This window comes from uncultured Roseobacter sp., assembly GCF_947493125.1.
Classification (GTDB): domain Bacteria; phylum Pseudomonadota; class Alphaproteobacteria; order Rhodobacterales; family Rhodobacteraceae; genus Roseobacter.
Genome location: NZ_CANLQB010000001.1, coordinates 562,486 through 577,618, shown reverse-complemented (window position 1 = coordinate 577,618; position 15,133 = coordinate 562,486). Strand labels below are relative to the sequence as shown.

Here is a 15,133-nt window from a genome sequence, read left to right as displayed (position 1 = left end):
AACCCCGCAAAAACCGTTCTGGCATCGCATCCTACGACAGGGAATGACCTTAGTCTTCACCCTTTTGGCGATCGCTTTGGCCATTGGCCTGATGATCCTTGGGCAAATGGTCCTGGCTGACCGCGCGGCAGACGTCGACACGCCAGCCGCCACGGCGCCCATGACCGTGTCCACCGCGCGGCTGACGGTAGAAGACGGCTACCGCATCACACGCCACTTCCCCGGCCAGATCCAGGCGGCACAGCGCACCACCATGGCCTTTGAGCAAGGCGGCACCGTTGCAACCCTCGCCGTGGATGAAGGCGACACGGTCACACAAGGCGCATTGGTCGCGCGGCTCGACACCCGGCTGATCGAAGCGGATCAAACCCGCCTCCTTGCCTCCCGGCGCGCGCTGGAAGCACAGGCTGAGCTCGCCCGCCGGACCACAGATCGTCAGGCGGAGCTGCGCGAGCGCGGCTTTGCCTCCAATCAGGCCGTGGATGACGTGGCCCTGCGCCTAGCAGAGCTGGAGGCCCGGATTTCTGAAATAGACGCCAGCCTTGTCTCCGTCGCGCTGCAGCTGGAAAAATCCGAGCTGCGCGCGCCCTTCGATGCGATGATCGCCAGCCGCGAGGTCGATACAGGCAGCGCTGTGGGGGCCGGCCAAGCGGTCCTCTCGCTGGTCGAATCGGGCGGACAGCAGTTCCGTGTCGGATTAACGCCGGATGTCGTGCAGACCCTGTCCGGTACAGCCGCATTCGAGGCGCGCTTTGCCGGACAGAGCTATCCGCTGACGCTTCATTCCGTCCTGCCCGAACTTGACGGCGCGACCCGCACCCGCACGGTGCTTCTGGACTTCGAAGACGGTGATCTGCCGCCGCTGCGCGACATCGGCACATTGGTGCTGGATCAATATGTGGCTGAGCGCGGGGCCTGGGTGCCGGTCTCAGCGCTGCAGGATGCCCCACGCGGCCTCTGGCAGCTCCTGACCCTTCCGGAGAAGGCCGAGGATCTGACGGTTGGGACAGAGGCGGTCGAGGTGCTCTTCTCTGATGGCGCGCGCGCCTATGTCCGGGGCACCTTTAGCGACGGCATGCGTTTCATCCCCGACGGGCCCCATCGCGTTGTCTCTGGTCAGACGGTCGCTCTGGCAAGCGGAGCGAGCTGATGGAAACGCTCACCTTCCGCGAGCCCCGCATCGTCGCTCTTGCGCTGCTGGTTGTCATCGCGGCGGGCCTCTCGGCCCTGCTGGCCATTGGGCGGCAGGAAGACCCCACGATCACCAATCTGTTTGCCACCATCACCACCCCCTACCTCGGTGCCGATCCGGCGCGGGTTGAAACACTGGTCACGGCCGAGATCGAAGATGAGCTGCGCGAGATCCCGGAGGTCGACGAGATCAACTCCACCTCGGCCACCGGTGTTTCCATTGTGCAGGTCGACCTGCTGGACACGCTGCCGGATGACCGGATCGAACAGGTCTGGTCGGAAATCCGCGACGCCCTTGGCGATGCCGAGGCCAATTTTCCGCCAGGCGCGCTGACACCTGAGTTTTCCTCGGACGGCGCAGGCACCTTTGGCGCGATCATCGCTCTGTCTGCCGATCATGCCGATGTGCCGCTCTCGATCATGGGGCGGTATGCCGAAACCCTTGCCGATGCCCTGCGCAGCACGTCCGGTACCAAACAAGTGGATATCTTCGGCGCCCCGGAGGAAGAGGTGCTGGTCACGCTCGATCCGATCAAGTCCACCGCTCTGGGGCTGACGGCGGACGACGTCTCCGCGGCCATCGCCCGTGCCGACAGCAAGGGCCAGGCCGGGCGGCTCCGCAGTAGCGACACCGAGCTGATCCTCGACATTTCGGGCGACATCACCGCGCTTGGCCGTGTGCGCGACATGATCCTGCGCGAAGGCCCCGACGGTCAGGTCACCCGGGTCTCCGACATCGCCGAGATCAGCCGCGGGCCACGCCTGCCCCTCGCAGAACAGGCGCTGCACAACGGCGCGCCCGCGGTTCTGGTGGCCGCCAAGCTGGAAGACGGGCTGCAGGTCGATGTCTGGATGGAGCGGATCGTGGCCGAACTTGACGCGTTCCAGACGGTCGTTCCGGACAGCATGACGGCCGCCCTCATCTTCGATCAAAGTCGCTACACCGCCGAACGGTTGGCCGAGGTCGGCGGCAATATGGCCATTGGTGTGGCGCTCGTGGTGGGCGTGCTGCTCATCACCATGGGTGTCCGCGCCGCGCTGATCGTCGCCCTGATCCTGCCGATCGTATCGCTGGCGACGCTGGCCACGATGAACATCATTGGCCTTGCGATTCACCAGATGTCGGTCACCGGTCTCATCGTGGCGCTTGGCCTGCTTGTCGATGCGGGCATTGTGATGACCGACGAAGTGGGGCAACGGATCGCGCGCGGAGAGGCCCGTCTCTCCGCCGTCCGCGGTGCGGTGCGCAGGCTGCTTGCACCGCTCTTCGCCTCCACCGTCACAACAGCGCTTTCATTCACGCCGATGATCCTGCTGCCTGGTCCAGCTGGTGACTTCGTCGGCTCCATCGCGATTGCCGTCGTCACCATGCTGATGTGGTCGTTCGTGGTCGCCGTCACACTCACGCCGGCCATCGCGGGCTGGCTGATGCCGGCGTCGGGCAAGAGCGGCATTCTGACCTCGGGCCTAAGACTACCTGCGCTGTCGCGCGCTTTTGCGGCCAGCCTGCGGTGGGCGGTGCAAAACCCGGTCCGCTCGGTGGCCTTTGCGCTGGTGCTGCCGGTGCTGGGTTTCATGTCCATGCCACTGCTGACGGCGCAGTTCTTCCCCGGCGTTGACCGGGACCAGTTCCACATCGAGGTCGACCTGCGCCCCGGCGCGGCCATTGGCCAGACCGCTGATGTGGTTGCCCGGCTTGATACGCTGCTGCGTGATGCACCCGAGACGCAACAGAGTTCCTGGGTCATCGGCAAATCGGCACCCGCCTTCTACTACAACATGGCCGGCGGCCGCGACAACGCCGCCCGCTTTGCCGAAGGCCTCATCACGACGGTCTCGCCGGAGGCGACCGAGACACTTATCGCCCAGCTCGAGCGCGAGATCGACGGCGTCGCTCCGGAAGCGCAGGTGCTGGTGCGTGGGCTGGTTCAGGGGCCCCCGGTGGACGCACCGGTCGAACTGCGCATCGTCGGGCCCGACCTCGCCACCCTGCGCGACATCGGGGCCGAGGTGCGCCGCATCGTGACGGATGTGGACATGGTGACTCTCGCCCGCGGCACCGTCACGACCGGTGCGCCGGAGGTCAGCATCGACATCGACGAAGCGAAGGCCCGCCAGCTGGGGCTGGACCTCGCCAACATCTCCCGACAGCTCGAGGCAGGTCTCGAAGGGGTGGCGGGCGGCTCGCTGCTCGAAGGTCCCGAAGAGCTGCCCGTGCGGGTGCGCTACGGCGATGCGACCCGCAGCGATCTAACGGCCATCGCCGATATGATCCTGCTGCCTCCGGGCGCCGCCGCACTCTCTGCCGAGGGCAGCTTTCCTGGCGTGCCTCTCTCGGCCATCGCGGATCTCACCCTCATGCCGAGCGAGCCCATCATCACCCGCCGCAACGCCGAGCGTGTGAACACGATCCAGGCGTTCATCCTGCGTGACGTGCTGCCCGAAGAGGCGCTGGTCGATGTGCAGGCCGCCCTCGCGGCGGAAGGGTTCGTCCTGCCCGCGGGCTACCGGCTCGAGATCGGCGGCGACAGTGACGCGCGCGCCGAAACCATGGGCAATCTGCTGGCCTCGCTTGGCCTGATTGTCACGCTGTCCATTGCCGCTATCGTGATGACCTTCAATTCCTTCCGGCTCTCGGCGATCGCCCTGGTGGTCAGCGTGCTCTCCGCCGGGCTCAGTCTCCTCGCGCTGGCGGTCTTCCAGTATCCCTTCGGCATCAATGCCATCATCGGCGTGATCGGCTCTATCGGGGTCTCGATCAACGCCGCTATCATCATCATGACGGGCCTGCGGGACGATCCCGAGGCGCGCGCAGGCGACGCGAATGCGATGGTGGCCGTGCTGATGGGATCCAGTCGTCACATCATCAGCACGACGATCACGACCTTCGGGGGGTTCCTGCCCCTCATCCTCGCGGGCGGTGGCTTCTGGCCCCCATTTGCGATGTCGGTCGCGGGTGGCGTGCTGCTCTCGACGGTGGTCTCGTTTTACTTCACGCCACCGATGTTTGCGCTGCTCTATGCCAACAAGCGGACGCCCGCGAAGACGCGCCGACACAAGCCGCAGCCGCTCCTCAATCTCGTCCAGGCGGCGGAGTAACCTGCGCTTAACCTCTATATCTTTATGAAAAGATTTCGGACGGCTCTGGCGCGCAACCCCTTGTAGAGTGCTCTTCCAGCGCGATAAAATTCGCGTCAGATGGTCGCACGGCGTTAGCGTCGTGTCGCTATTTGGACAGTGCATTACACGCGATCTGTCAAAACGGACGAAAGGCCACACCCCGCGCGCCGGGGCAGCGATAAAGGATTGCCCCTATGTCGGACGAAGACGAAATCATCCTGTCGGAGTTGGACGACGATGAACTTGTCCAGCAGATGTTTGACGACCTCTACGACGGTCTCAAGGAAGAGATCGAGGAAGGCGTCAATATCCTGCTCGAACGCGGGTGGCAACCCTATGACATCCTGACCAAGGCGCTTGTGGGCGGAATGACCATTGTGGGCCATGACTTCCGTGACGGGATCCTCTTTGTGCCCGAGGTGCTGCTGGCGGCCAATGCGATGAAGGGCGGCATGGCCATCCTGAAACCACTGCTGGTCGAAACCGGTGCGCCGCGTGTGGGCAAGATGGTGATCGGCACCGTGAAGGGAGACATCCACGACATCGGCAAGAACCTCGTCGGTATGATGATGGAAGGCGCAGGTTTCGAGGTCGTGGATCTGGGCATCAACAACGCGGTTGAGAAATACATGGAGGCGCTAGAAACTGAAGCGCCTGATATCCTCGGTATGTCCGCCCTGCTGACGACCACGATGCCCTATATGAAAGTTGTGATCGACACGATGGTCGAGCAGGGTGTCCGGGATGACTACATCGTACTCGTCGGTGGGGCACCTTTGAACGAGGAATTCGGCAGGGCCATCGGTGCCGATGCCTATTGCCGGGATGCGGCCGTTGCGGTGGAAACCGCCAAGGAATGGGTCGGTCGCAAGCATAACCAGAAAAGCGCCTGACCCCAGCGCGCACGGCGTTGAAAGCCTGCTCCGGCGCCTGGGTTGAGGCTTCTGCTTCTGAGAGGGCGTTATGCGGGAAGTAAGTGACACCGCCTTGACCGAAACCGGGCTGCCAATCGACACCCCGCGCGGGCAGGTGTTGCTGATTGCCTGTGGTGCTTTGGCGCGGGAAATCCTCGACCTCAAAACTGCGAATGGTTGGAGCCACCTCGATCTGACCTGCCTGCCCGCCAAGTACCATCTCTACCCAGAAAAAATCACCGAAAGCGTCCGCGAAGCGGTCTCCAAGCATCGCGATGCCTACGATCAGATCTTCGTGGTCTATGCCGATTGCGGCACCGGCGGGTTGCTGGAGGCAGCCTGCAAGGAGTTGGGCGTCGAAATGGTCGCGGGCCCGCACTGCTATTCCTTCTTCGAAGGCAATGACCGCTTCGCCGCGCAAAGCGAAACCGAATTCACCACCTTCTACCTCACCGACTTCCTCGTGCGCCAATTCGAGGCTTTCGTGATCAAACCCATGGGACTCGATCGCCATCCGGAACTGCGCGACATGTACTTCGGCAATTATGAAAAGCTGGTCTATCAGGCGCAGACCGACGACCCCGACCTGACGGCCAAAGCCCAAGCCTGCGCGGATCTCCTGGGCCTCGCCTTCGAGCGCCGGTTCACGGGATACGGCGATCTCGCCACCACGCTCGCCAAACTCTGAGAGGGTCGGACGGATCCGCAAAGTCCCACCGGACTTTGCCCAGAGTAGCGTGGCGCCGCAGGCGCCTCCGCCGGATCACGCTTCGGCAGCAGCGATCGACCGGATCCGCTCGATCATCGCACGCAATCCGTTCGACCGCTGTGCCGACAGATGATCGTTCAGGCCCAGCCGTGCCATCTCGGCGCGTGCATCCACGGCCAGGACCTCCGACATCGGAAGACCGTTGTAGAGCTTGCGCAACACCGCGATCAGCCCGTTCACGATCATTGCATCGCTCTCACCATCGAAGTGCAGGGTGCCACCTTCCGTGACGGCGTGCAGCCACACCTGGCTGGCGCACCCCTCCACCTTGGTCGCGGGCACCTTCAGCGCTGCATCTAGCGGCGCCATGGCCTTGCCTTCTTCGATCACCAGCCTGTAGCGATCTTCCCAATCCTCCAGGAATTCGAAATCCTCGACCAGTTCCTCAAACTCTGCCTGCGCCATTGCATCCCTCATTCTTTGAAGCTGAGGTAAGCTGCGGGGTGTGAAAGGTCCAGCCCACCTTGGCGCTTTTCAAGGCGGCTCAGATGGGATACTCCAACAGAAACAAGACTTGATGGCAGGCTCCATGCGCAAGACAGTTTCCGCTCTTCTGGTTTCGACCCTGGTGCTGTCGGCCTGCGGGGGGTTCCGCGACAGCCGCGTCAACCCCTTCAACTGGTTTGGCCGCGCCGAGCCCGCGCCGGTTACACTCGCCAATGAAGAGACCAATCCGCTGATCCCGACCCGCACAGGCCTGTTCAGTTCCAACCGGAACCGAGACGCCTATTTCGGTCAGCCGATTGATACGGTCAGCGATCTCGTGATTGAACGCGTCCCGGGAGGGGCCATCATCCGCGCCACCGGCGTGGCCTCCGTCCAGGGCATTTATGACGTCCGGCTCACGCCGGTCTCGGATCAGGAGACTGCGGTGGATGGGGTTCTGTCCTACCGGCTGGAAGGCGTCCCGCGCGTCGGGACACCGCAGGGAGCACCTGCAACCCGAGAGGTGATCGTGGCGCGCAAGGTCACCGACCAGACCCTCGCCGGCGCCCGTACCATCCGCGTCGAAGCGGAGCGTAACGCCCTGCAGACGCGGCGCTAAACAGAGTTCAATCCAGCGCGACGATCCGCACGTCCGATCCGTCGGCGGCCAGCGCGATCTTGCCATCGCACAGCCGCAGCGCATCCGCACCGAAGACCTCCTTGCGCCACCCCTGTAGCGCCGAGACGTCTCGCAGACCCGCGGCGATTGCATCCAGATCCGACGCTGGCGCGATGAGTTTCGCGGCAACCCCGGCGCTCTCGGTTTTGGCCTTCAGCAGCACGCGCAGCAGATCGGCCAGCGCGGGGTTGACCTGCAGCTTGTCACGCGAACGGTCCGGCTTCGGCATCTCCTCCTGCGGGCAGTTCACGCCGCGCGCGACCGCGGAGAGAATACCCTCGGAGATGTCACCGCGCCGCGCTTCGCGCAGCAGCAGCCGCGAGCGGCCCAGTTCTTCCGCCGTCTTTGGTTTGTTGGAGGCCAGCTCGACCAGTGCATCGTCCTTGAAGACCCGATTGCGCGGAATGTTCCGCTCTTGGGCGAAGGTTTCGCGGAAGGCGGCCAGCTCACGCACGATCGCCAGAAACTTGGGCGAGTTCGTGCGGGTCTTGACCCTCCGCCAAGCCTCTTCGGGACGCACCACATAAGTGTCCGGCCTCGTCAGAACCGTCAGCTCTTCGCGCACCCAGCGGCTGCGCCCGGTTTCTTCCAGTTTGCGCGCAAGAAACTCATAGATCTCGCGCAGATGGGTGACATCGGCCAACGCATAACTCTTCTGCGCGGCTGTCAGCGGACGCCTGGACCAATCGGTGAACCGCGATGTCTTGTCGAGCGACTTCTTTGCGATCCGCCGCACCAGCGTCTCATAACCCACCTGCTCGCCAAAGCCGCAGACCATGGCCGCCACCTGCGTGTCAAAGAGCGGTTCGGGAAAGACCTTGGCATCGACATAGAAGATCTCCAGATCCTGCCGGGCGGCATGAAACACCTTCACGACCGAGGTATCGCGGAAGAGATCGTAGAGCGGTTCCAGGGAGATGCCGTCGACCAGCGGGTCGACCAGCACCGCGGTGCTGTCGTCGTCCCCCGGCATCGCCAGCTGAATCAGGCAGAGCTTGGAATAATACGTGCGCTCCCGCAGGAACTCTGTATCGACCGTCACGTAGTCATGCGTGGCTGCCTCTGTACAGAAGGCGGCCAACTCCGCGGTCGTTGTGAGTGTTTTCATGCGGGCGTTTCTTTTTTCTTCGCGTATATCAGTCATATCCCGTGCACGGACTGTTACACGAGGTCTGTTGCTTTGGCCAGAACCCCATCCGCACGGGTCATGTGAGCAGAACCTGGCGCCGGTCCCCGCGCACGAAGCGCTCTAGAACCGTGGGGTAAAGACGGTGCTCCTGCACCAAAACGCGGGCCGCCAGGCTATCCTCGGTGTCATCGGGCAGCACCAGCACCTGCGCCTGTCCAAGGATCGGCCCATCATCGAGCGCAGGCGTCACTTCATGCACGGTACAGCCGTGCAAGGCATCGCCCGCATCGAGCACCCGGCGATGCGTGTGCAATCCCTTGTACTTCGGCAGCAAGGAGGGATGGATGTTCAGCATGCGCCCGCGCCAGGGGTCGACGAAACCCGCCGTCAGCTTGCGCATGAACCCGGCGAGGCAGATGATATCGGGCGCATGCTCCGAAATCGCGCCGGTGATCGCATGTTCGAAGGCGTCCCGGTCTTTGCCGAACGGCTGGTGCCGAACCACCTCGGTCGGTACGCCGCGTGCCTCGGCCCGTTCCAGCCCTGCCGCCCGCGGATTGTTCGAAAGAACGACGCAGGGGCGTGCGGGGTGATCCGCGGTCATACTCTCGAGCAGCTTGACCATGTTCGACCCACCGCCGGAAATGAAAATCGCCACGCGTTTGGTCAAAGCAGGTGGCCCTGGTAGCGCACGCCCGGCTCCTTCGTGACCGCACCGATGCGGTAGACGGTCTCGCCCGCCTCGATCATCTGGTCGGTCAGAGCCTTCGCCGCCTCCGCAGCCACCACCAAGATCATGCCGATGCCGCAGTTGAAGGTCTTCAGCAACTCCGGCTGCGCGATACCGCCAGCTTGCGCCATCCAGCGAAACACCTCCGGCAGTGCCCAGCGGTCGAGATCAATCTCGGCGCCCAGATGGTCGGGCAGAACCCGCGGCAGGTTCTCGGTCAGACCTCCGCCCGTGATGTGGGCGAGCGCATGCACCCCCCCCGCCCGGATCGCCGCCAGCGCGGGCTGCACATAAAGCCGCGTCGGTGTCAGAAGGTCGGCACCCAGCGACTGGTCGGACCAGGGGCACGGGTCTTCCCATTCCAGACGGGAGATGTCGACCAGCTTTCGCACCAGGCTGTAGCCGTTGGAATGCACACCATTCGATGCGAGCCCCAGCAACACATCACCTTCGGCCACACCCGCAGGCAGATCCGCCCCGCGCTCCATGGCCCCCACGGCAAAACCCGCGAGGTCGAAATCTCCCTCAGGATACATGCCCGGCATCTCGGCGGTCTCCCCGCCGATCAACGCACATCCTGCACCTTCACAGCCCGCGGCAATCCCTTCGATGATCCGCGCCGCTTTGTCGGTGTCAAGCGCTCCGGTGGCGAAATAATCCAGAAAGAATAGCGGCTCCGCCCCCTGGCACACCAGATCATTCACGCACATCGCCACCAGGTCGATGCCGACGCCATCCACATGGCCGGTGTCGATTGCTATGCGCAGCTTGGTGCCCACGCCATCCGTGGCCGCGACGAGGATCGGATCGGAATACCCCGCACCCTTGAGGTCGAAGAGCGCGCCGAAACCACCCAGGCCCGCCATAACACCCGGCCTTTTGGTCCGCTGCGCCGCTGGCTTGATCCGGTCAACCAGCGCATTGCCCGCATCAATATCGACACCCGCATCCGCATAGGTGATCCCGTTCTTGGGCAATGTCATGGCAGGGTCCTTCGCGCCGCTGGTCGGATGCCCGCGGGTTAGAGCATTCACCGACCGCTTGCAATGACTAGCACACGCACCCGGCACCTCTTGACGCGGACAGCAGCGCACCGTACCCAGCATCTGTGGCGGGCCTGTAGCTCAATTGGTTAGAGCAGAGCGCTCATAACGCTTTGGTTGCGGGTTCAAGTCCTGCCGGGCCTACCATCCCCCCTTCACAAGACCTCCGGACGAATCGGGTTTTTCTGTGGCATGGCAGGCCCAGATTATGACCCAACCTGGGCGGGAACCCAGGCAACACTCTGATTATAAACAAAACATATCTTTACCAATTCTTCATAATTCGGACACATTCGGAACAATTTGTGTTAGAAATGAGGCCGCTTCGACACGTGTTATGGCCGAAGCATCTGTTGAGTAACAATTTCTCTGGTTTCTGTGGGGCAATGCCCGTGTTTGGTGTGCGAGTAAAACTGTTAACTGCAATGGCGCTGGCTTGTACGGCCTTGGCCCCGGCCCATTCTGTGGCGCGCACTATAAGCGATCTTCCTGATATCGAAAGTGATCGGCTGGGGGGGTTCTCCCTCGCAGAATTGTTGCGTGAGGACCCCTTGGGTGGCGACTGCATTGCCGAGGACGATATCGATCTTGCCTTCTTTGCGGCCGGCAAGGGACTGCGGCTCCCCCGCACCTGCTTGCCCGAGCCCTGCGATGAGGCGCTTACGCCCTTCCGCCTAGCCGAATTGATTGGCCGCCCTGCCAGCCCCGAGGAGTGGGAGCAATACTTCTCGCGCTACGCCGACGTTTGCCGGAAAGAGATCGTCAGTTTCGAAGATGAGATCTCTGACCCTGGTCCGACATCACGGACGGAGTTCTGGGCCCCGATCCTGGGTAGTCAGGTCTCCGGCGGGCGCTCGCCTGCACAGCCGGCCGGCCTGGCCGGTCCGCTCGACTGGGCGTTGCGCACAACTGCACCGCAAGGTCCGTTCTTCTCCGGCTCCGGTGGTTCCGGCTCAGGCGGATCTAGCGGTGACAGCAGCGGCGGTTCCAGCGAAGGCGGTGATCGACTTGTGCCGACCACCTTCGGCCCTCCAGGCGATGGCGATCCCGCTGGCACGGGGTTGGGCCCCGACACCGGGTCCAGAGGCACAGAGCCCGATCCGGATACTCCTGCCCTTAGCCCGGTGCCCCTACCGCTCACGGCGTGGATGCTGCTCAGCGCGCTCGGCGGACTTGCCCTCGTCCGCAAGCGAGACCGCTGACGCGAAGCTCAGCGCGCAATCACGATATCCGCGCGCAACCCGCCCAGCCGATCCGACGTGCTCAACCGCAAAACACCACCATGCGCGCGCGCTATGTCGGTGGCGATTGCCAGCCCCAAACCGACCCCACCGCCCCGGTCCTGATTGCGTGAAGCATCCAGCCGCGTGAAGGGCCGCGTCGCCTCCGCGCGCCGGTGTTCGGGAATGCCCGGACCATCGTCCTCCACCCGCACTCGCAGGGTTTTCTCGGTCAACATGACCGACACTTCAGCCATCGCCCCATAGCGCACCGCATTGGAAATCAGGTTGTCCAACGCACGTCGCATCGCCAGTCCATTGAGCTGCACCGTGCCCTCGCCGTCTCCCTCCGGCGGCATCAGGGTCACGTCGCGGCCCGCCCGGCGCGCATCCTCGACTATGCCGGCGACAAAGGAATGGGGTTCGATCGGCTCCGGATCCCCTTCCCCTGCTCCTTTCACGAAATTGAGGAAGGCGTCGAGCATCCCCTGCATGTCATCCACGTCCTGCTCGAGTGCGGCGCGCTCTTCCTCATCCAGCATCGACAGGCTGAGCCGCATCCGTGTCAGCGGCGTGCGCAAATCATGGCTGACCCCTGACAGCATCAACGTGCGCTGCTCGATCTGCCGCTCTATCCGGTTGCGCATGTCGAGAAACGCATTGCCGGCAGCTCGCACCTCGAGGGCACCCGCCGGGCTATACGGCTCGTGCCGCCCCCGCCCGAATGCTTCCGCCGCGCTGGCGAGCCGCTTGATCGGGCGCAGTTGGTTGCGTAGGTAGAGGATCGCAATCACGGTCACGAGGCCGCCGAAGAAGATCATGTTCACGAAGAGCTGGTGCGGATTGGACGCCGAGATGCGGCGCCGGTCGAAGCTGACCCGGACAGGTCCGTTCTCGCTCTCGGCATAGACATGTACACGGCGGTTCTCGGTCAGGTCGATCCGCGAAAGCTGCTGTACCTGCGCCGGCAGAACCGCAAGGATGACGCGACCGGAAAAATCCATGAAACCCCGCAGATTGGCCGACGGAACGTCGGTGGGAGACACCGGCTCCACCGTCATGGCAAGCTCAGACAACGCTTCGGCTACAAATGGGCCAACCGTTGCTCGATCGGGCGCAGCATCGACGACATCGAGGACCAGCCGCAACTCCCGCGCCACGGTGGTGGTCATTTGCTGTGTCACATCTTCGAAGTGACGCGTTAGGAACAAGACTGTGACCACCAATTGGAGGACGACAACAGGCAACAGAAGGATCAGGACCGCGCGCGCATACAGGCTGCGCGGCATATAGTGTTTGAGCCAGAGGAAAGACATGCGCTAGACCCTATCTGCGCCCCTGCCCTTTAGAAAGAGCGAATGGCCATGCTGTCATTGGACAACTTCGATCCACCCGTGGGCCGCCCTGAAGTTCTCGCGCCGGGTCTGCGGCGCATTCTCGCCCCGAATCCGTCGCCGATGACCTATCGCGGCACCAACACCTACCTCGTCGGTGACAGTGATATTGCGGTGATTGATCCGGGCCCCTTGGACACCGCGCATCTCGATGCCATCCTCGACGCCTTGGGGCCTGCGCAACGGATCAGCCATATCATCGTCAGCCACGCGCATCTCGATCATGCGCCCCTATCGGCGGCGCTGCAGGAGGCCTGCGGCGCACCGATCTACGGTTTCGGCCCCGCCGAAAAAGGCCGCTCCGCGGTCATGCAACGGCTGGCCGAGAGCGGGCTCATGGGTGGTGGCGAAGGGGTCGACCACGCGTTCGATCCCGATTGTACAGTCGCGGACGGCGATTTGATAGAAGGCGCGGGATGGCGGTTGCGGGTGTTGCACACACCAGGCCATATCGGCAATCACATCTGCCTGGCATGGGATAATCTTTGCTTTACCGCAGATCACGTCATGGGCTGGGCCAGCTCCCTCGTGTCACCACCGGACGGTGACTTGACTGATTTCATGCGCTCCTGTCGGCGCTTGAGAAGGCACCATTGGCAATGTTTTTACCCCGGACACGGTGACGTGGTACCGGATCCGCAGGGGCGGTTGGACTGGCTCATCTCGCATCGGCTCGCCCGCGAAGCCGCGATCCTGGATGCTCTCGCAGCGGGTCCGCGCGATGCTCACGGCCTCACACAGATGATCTATGGTGATACACCCGCCGGTCTGATCTCCGCTGCGACGCGAAACGTCTTGGCGCATCTGATTGATTTGGTAGGAAAAAACAAGATAGCCCCGAAAGACCCCCTGCGCGCGGAAACACTCTTCCACTTGGTATAGCGACCCGATCTCCAAAATCCACGAATTCCTACAATACCCACTGGACGACAGAAAGTGCCACTGCTATATCGCCGGAATTGGTCCGGCGTAGCTCAGCGGTAGAGCAGTTGACTGTTAATCAATTGGTCGTAGGTTCGATCCCTACCGCCGGAGCCAAAAACCTCAAGATAATGCAATAACTTACAGCGCCGCGCTGTCTTGAAGGTGTTTGGCATGCGGCCCTCAGGGGAACACCAGGGGAACAAGTCCCCCTTAGGTCGCGGATTGCAACTTTGCCGTTGCCCGCTCCAGATGATCACCCGCAACCGCGAGCCCGCTCGCAATCGCTTCCAGTTCTTCATCGTCTGATCGGCAGGCCATCTTGGCCAATTCGATCAGCGAGCGGGCGCGGTTCATTTCGTCCAGGGCATCGATCGTCAGATTTGTCATGTCAGGTTCCTTTCGTTTGACGCCTCGAAAGTATGCCGGCCCGGCATGCCGCCCTAGTCGCAAATAGCGATTGGCAATTTTCCGCCATTTAGATATTGGCGCAGCTAGCCGTCGATTTCTTTATGCGCTTTCTGAACGCGCGTTTCCTGCAAGCACTTCCGCAGTAAATCGTACCCGCTCTGCGCTCTACGGTTATTTCCGCCCCGCACTCGGGGCATGGTGGTCTGTTGCGTCGGCGCTCCGCGTGGCCTTCGCTCCGAAGCCGGTGGTAGTCTCGAAGGTAGCATTTCTTGCCGCACCAGTCGCGCTGTACGGCGTATCTGTCATCTGGCAGTTCTGCTCCACAACCGATGCAGGTATGTCGCATATCGATCATTGCACCCTCCTGACCATATGAACGGCCAAGTCTGCGGCTCTATCACTGGATGCCAGCCGCAGTTTGGCCAGAGCTTGTTTTTCACTCGAACTGCATAGCCCGCTACAGAATTTCAGGCGCCCTTCAGGGAGTTTCTTGTGACACCGTTTGCAGCGCGTCCGCGCGATAAGCACGCCCCCAGCTATCACGTACTCTGGCTGGCCCTCGTACCAGTCAGGACGGTCGGCACCAAGCAGGCTATGAGCACCCTCAACAATGTCAGTTGCCGCCTGATGAGCATCGACCCAATGCCAGCCGCGCAGGCAGAGGTCTGCGCGCAGAGCAGCTTGCAGAGCACCCTCAAGGCCGAACAGCGTAGTGATCCGGCCGGCGGCGAACGCCAACCGTATCACCTTGGCGACCTCGCCGGCCATATTCATCCGCCGCCGCCTGGTGAACGTCGAGGAAACGGTCATCGCAGATCCCCCTCACTCGTCCCAATCCACCAGTTTGAACGCCTGAGCAGAATCCACCCCAGCCTCCTTCGCAGCTGCCAGCGCCGCGACAATGGCTGTCAGCGCCCGGGCCCGTCCGCCTGCGAAGGCCTGCAGGGGGCGCATGCAGTCCAGAGAGACGGTCTGTCCCAGCTTCTCGCTTGCCTCCTGCGCGATCATGGAAGCGATGGGTTGAAGCGCCCATTACTGGAAGCCCAAGCTCGCCCGAAGCGTCGAGCGGGACAGCGAAACCCGGCAAGAGCTCGAAGCCATCGGCTGGCGGGTGCTGGTAGTCTTGCGTCTCGTCTTTCTTGGAAGGTTTGGCCCATTCCCGAAAAGAGGGCGTTCGAACCCCTCA

15 protein-coding genes and 2 tRNA genes are annotated in these 15,133 nt (G+C 62.8%); 9 read left to right on the top strand and 8 right to left on the bottom strand.

Annotation, left to right across the window (positions count from 1 at the left end; all coding sequences use genetic code 11):
* Positions 1-43: 43 nt before the first annotated feature.
* The 4 genes from Q1A71_RS02845 to Q1A71_RS02830 all read left to right on the top strand — a co-directional run bounded on the left by Q1A71_RS02845 (position 44) and on the right by Q1A71_RS02830 (position 5,913).
* Positions 44-1,150: an efflux RND transporter periplasmic adaptor subunit gene (locus Q1A71_RS02845; protein WP_299671533.1), complete on the top strand. Its 1,107-nt coding sequence runs from the start codon at positions 44-46 to the stop codon at positions 1,148-1,150.
* Entirely contained in the window at positions 1,150-4,290 is a 3,141-nt protein-coding gene (locus tag Q1A71_RS02840; RefSeq protein WP_299671530.1) for an efflux RND transporter permease subunit, read from the top strand. Before Q1A71_RS02845 ends, Q1A71_RS02840 begins: the two co-directional genes overlap by 1 nt.
* 215 nt (positions 4,291-4,505) lie before the next feature.
* On the top strand, positions 4,506-5,204 hold the full coding sequence (locus Q1A71_RS02835; protein WP_299671527.1) for a B12-binding domain-containing protein: 699 nt from the start codon (positions 4,506-4,508) through the stop codon (positions 5,202-5,204).
* Between the two features lie 70 nt (positions 5,205-5,274).
* Positions 5,275-5,913 (top strand): DUF1638 domain-containing protein, encoded by a 639-nt coding sequence (locus Q1A71_RS02830; protein WP_299671524.1) that lies wholly within the window; start codon positions 5,275-5,277, stop codon positions 5,911-5,913.
* A 75-nt stretch (positions 5,914-5,988) separates the two neighbouring features.
* On the opposite strand, the gene Q1A71_RS02825 is transcribed toward Q1A71_RS02830, so the two are convergent.
* Entirely contained in the window at positions 5,989-6,399 is a 411-nt protein-coding gene (locus Q1A71_RS02825; protein WP_299671522.1) for a SufE family protein, read from the bottom strand.
* A 124-nt stretch (positions 6,400-6,523) separates the two neighbouring features.
* Between Q1A71_RS02825 and Q1A71_RS02820 the strand changes: the two genes are divergently transcribed.
* Complete coding sequence (locus Q1A71_RS02820) at positions 6,524-7,039, top strand: hypothetical protein (protein ID WP_299671519.1); 516 nt, start codon at positions 6,524-6,526, stop codon at positions 7,037-7,039.
* 7 nt (positions 7,040-7,046) lie between these two features.
* Here Q1A71_RS02820 and rnd read toward each other — a convergent pair whose 3' ends face one another.
* From rnd to purM, 3 genes are all read right to left on the bottom strand, one after another.
* Positions 7,047-8,207 carry a ribonuclease D gene (gene rnd / locus Q1A71_RS02815; protein ID WP_299671517.1) on the bottom strand — a complete coding sequence of 387 codons (1,161 nt, stop codon included), beginning with the start codon at positions 8,205-8,207 and terminating at the stop codon, positions 7,047-7,049.
* Between the two features lie 97 nt (positions 8,208-8,304).
* Complete coding sequence (purN, locus tag Q1A71_RS02810) at positions 8,305-8,898, bottom strand: phosphoribosylglycinamide formyltransferase (protein WP_299671514.1); 594 nt, start codon at positions 8,896-8,898, stop codon at positions 8,305-8,307.
* Positions 8,895-9,941, bottom strand: coding sequence for a phosphoribosylformylglycinamidine cyclo-ligase (gene purM / locus Q1A71_RS02805; protein WP_299671512.1), 1,047 nt, complete (start codon positions 9,939-9,941; stop codon positions 8,895-8,897). The genes purN and purM overlap by 4 nt, the downstream gene beginning before the upstream one ends.
* Before the next feature lie 130 nt (positions 9,942-10,071).
* Between purM and Q1A71_RS02800 the strand changes: the two genes are divergently transcribed.
* Together Q1A71_RS02800 and Q1A71_RS02795 are read left to right on the top strand one after the other, a co-directional pair.
* Positions 10,072-10,148: transfer RNA gene (locus Q1A71_RS02800), tRNA-Ile, on the top strand.
* 317 nt (positions 10,149-10,465) lie between these two features.
* On the top strand, positions 10,466-11,203 hold the full coding sequence (locus tag Q1A71_RS02795) for a hypothetical protein (RefSeq protein WP_299671510.1): 738 nt from the start codon (positions 10,466-10,468) through the stop codon (positions 11,201-11,203).
* Positions 11,204-11,211: 8 nt separating this feature from the next.
* Here Q1A71_RS02795 and Q1A71_RS02790 read toward each other — a convergent pair whose 3' ends face one another.
* Positions 11,212-12,537 carry an ATP-binding protein gene (locus Q1A71_RS02790; protein WP_299671507.1) on the bottom strand — a complete coding sequence of 442 codons (1,326 nt, stop codon included), beginning with the start codon at positions 12,535-12,537 and terminating at the stop codon, positions 11,212-11,214.
* Positions 12,538-12,585: 48 nt separating this feature from the next.
* On the opposite strand from Q1A71_RS02790, the gene Q1A71_RS02785 reads away from it, so the two are divergent.
* Together Q1A71_RS02785 and Q1A71_RS02780 are read left to right on the top strand one after the other, a co-directional pair.
* Positions 12,586-13,497, top strand: coding sequence for an MBL fold metallo-hydrolase (locus tag Q1A71_RS02785; RefSeq protein ID WP_299671504.1), 912 nt, complete (start codon positions 12,586-12,588; stop codon positions 13,495-13,497).
* A gap of 81 nt (positions 13,498-13,578) precedes the next feature.
* Positions 13,579-13,653: transfer RNA gene (locus tag Q1A71_RS02780), tRNA-Asn, on the top strand.
* A gap of 96 nt (positions 13,654-13,749) precedes the next feature.
* Here Q1A71_RS02780 and Q1A71_RS02775 read toward each other — a convergent pair.
* The 3 genes from Q1A71_RS02775 to Q1A71_RS02765 form a co-directional block, all read right to left on the bottom strand.
* A complete protein-coding gene (locus tag Q1A71_RS02775) occupies positions 13,750-13,926 on the bottom strand; it encodes a hypothetical protein (protein ID WP_299671502.1) in 177 nt (58 codons plus the stop codon).
* 372 nt (positions 13,927-14,298) lie between these two features.
* On the bottom strand, positions 14,299-14,757 hold the full coding sequence (locus tag Q1A71_RS02770; protein WP_299671500.1) for a hypothetical protein: 459 nt from the start codon (positions 14,755-14,757) through the stop codon (positions 14,299-14,301).
* A gap of 12 nt (positions 14,758-14,769) precedes the next feature.
* Entirely contained in the window at positions 14,770-14,955 is a 186-nt protein-coding gene (locus Q1A71_RS02765) for a hypothetical protein (RefSeq protein WP_299671497.1), read from the bottom strand.
* Positions 14,956-15,133: the final 178 nt, after the last annotated feature.

What these genes read in the sequence shown, in the direction of transcription:
- purM (WP_299671512.1), bottom strand. Translation starts at nt 9,941, where the DNA reads ATGACATTGCCCAAGAACGGGATCACCTATGCGGATGCGGGTGTCGAT.
- Q1A71_RS02845 (WP_299671533.1), top strand. Translation starts at nt 44, where the DNA reads ATGACCTTAGTCTTCACCCTTTTGGCGATCGCTTTGGCCATTGGCCTG.
- Q1A71_RS02840 (WP_299671530.1), top strand. Translation starts at nt 1,150, where the DNA reads ATGGAAACGCTCACCTTCCGCGAGCCCCGCATCGTCGCTCTTGCGCTG.
- Q1A71_RS02835 (WP_299671527.1), top strand. Translation starts at nt 4,506, where the DNA reads ATGTCGGACGAAGACGAAATCATCCTGTCGGAGTTGGACGACGATGAA.
- Q1A71_RS02825 (WP_299671522.1), bottom strand. Translation starts at nt 6,399, where the DNA reads ATGGCGCAGGCAGAGTTTGAGGAACTGGTCGAGGATTTCGAATTCCTG.
- Q1A71_RS02770 (WP_299671500.1), bottom strand. Translation starts at nt 14,757, where the DNA reads ATGACCGTTTCCTCGACGTTCACCAGGCGGCGGCGGATGAATATGGCC.
- Q1A71_RS02785 (WP_299671504.1), top strand. Translation starts at nt 12,586, where the DNA reads ATGCTGTCATTGGACAACTTCGATCCACCCGTGGGCCGCCCTGAAGTT.
- rnd (WP_299671517.1), bottom strand. Translation starts at nt 8,207, where the DNA reads ATGAAAACACTCACAACGACCGCGGAGTTGGCCGCCTTCTGTACAGAG.
- Q1A71_RS02830 (WP_299671524.1), top strand. Translation starts at nt 5,275, where the DNA reads ATGCGGGAAGTAAGTGACACCGCCTTGACCGAAACCGGGCTGCCAATC.
- Q1A71_RS02790 (WP_299671507.1), bottom strand. Translation starts at nt 12,537, where the DNA reads ATGTCTTTCCTCTGGCTCAAACACTATATGCCGCGCAGCCTGTATGCG.
- Q1A71_RS02775 (WP_299671502.1), bottom strand. Translation starts at nt 13,926, where the DNA reads ATGACAAATCTGACGATCGATGCCCTGGACGAAATGAACCGCGCCCGC.
- Q1A71_RS02765 (WP_299671497.1), bottom strand. Translation starts at nt 14,955, where the DNA reads ATGATCGCGCAGGAGGCAAGCGAGAAGCTGGGACAGACCGTCTCTCTG.
- Q1A71_RS02820 (WP_299671519.1), top strand. Translation starts at nt 6,524, where the DNA reads ATGCGCAAGACAGTTTCCGCTCTTCTGGTTTCGACCCTGGTGCTGTCG.